2 protein-coding genes are annotated in these 1,213 nt (G+C 47.9%); both read left to right on the forward strand.

The features are described from left to right. Positions 1-1,023 (forward strand): tryptophan synthase subunit beta (trpB, locus tag A3738_RS19210; RefSeq protein ID WP_068763788.1); only part of this gene is annotated, 1,023 nt, incomplete at its 5' end. Between the two features lie 11 nt (positions 1,024-1,034). After that, positions 1,035-1,213 (forward strand): tryptophan synthase subunit alpha (locus A3738_RS19215; RefSeq protein WP_197473923.1); only part of this gene is annotated, 179 nt, incomplete at its 3' end.

Consider the following 1,213-nt stretch of genomic DNA (forward strand, 5'->3'; position numbering starts at 1 on the left):
CCTTCACCTTTATATTTTGCTGAAAGACTGACAAAAGAAGTTGGTGGAGCCAAGATTTACTTCAAGCGTGAAGATCTAAACCATACTGGCGCGCACAAAGTTAACAATACGATTGGTCAGGCATTGCTTGCTAAATATCTTGGGAAGCCTCGTGTTATAGCCGAGACAGGCGCGGGTCAGCATGGTGTGGCTTCTGCTACGGTTGCTGCGCGAATGAATCTNGATTGCAAGGTCTTTATGGGTGCCGAAGACGTTCAACGTCAAGCTTTGAATGTATATCGCATGAAGCTGCTAGGTGCAGAAGTTGAAGCTGTAACGAGTGGTACGAATACGCTTAAAGACGCAATGAATGAAGCGTTGCGCGACTGGGTAACTAATGTCGATAACACTTTTTACATCATCGGTACGTGTGCAGGCCCGCACCCGTACCCAATGCTTGTGCGTGATTTCCAGTCGATTATTGGTCGCGAAGCGCGAGCGCAATGTCTTGAGAAAGAAGGACGCTTGCCTGATGCGCTAGTGGCTTGTGTTGGTGGTGGCTCGAACGCCATCGGCTTGTTCTATCCCTTTATTTGTGACGAAGGTGTAGAGATGTACGGCGTCGAAGCGGGTGGCTTTGGCATCGAAACAGGGCAGCACGCAGCGCCACTTTGTGCTGGCCAACCGGGTGTATTGCACGGTAACCGTACGTATTTGATGAGCGATCAGAATGGTCAGATACAGGGGACGCATTCTGTGTCTGCTGGTCTTGATTATCCAGGTGTAGGGCCTGAGCATTCTTGGTTGAAGGATGAGAAGCGTGCGAATTATGTTTCTGTTACAGATGATGAGGCGCTAGAAGCGTTTAGACGTCTTACCTTGGTTGAGGGCATTATGCCTGCTCTCGAGACAAGCCACGCGATAGCTTACGCAATCAAGAAGGCGGCAACAATGAAGTCAGACCAGATCCTGATCGTTAATTTGAGTGGTCGTGGTGATAAAGATATTCTTACCGTTGCGGGCATTGATGGAATTTCAATTTAAGCGAAAATAATATGAGTCGTATAAAATCTACAATCAATGCTCTTAAAGCTGAGGGCAAAAAAGCGCTAATTCCTTACATTACCGCCGGTGATCCGCAACCTTCTTGGACGGAAGACTTAATGCACTGCTTGGTAGATTCAGGCGCTGACATCATTGAGTTGGGTGTTCCATTCTCAGATCCAATGGCTGA

The organism is Oleiphilus sp. HI0066 (assembly GCF_001635725.1).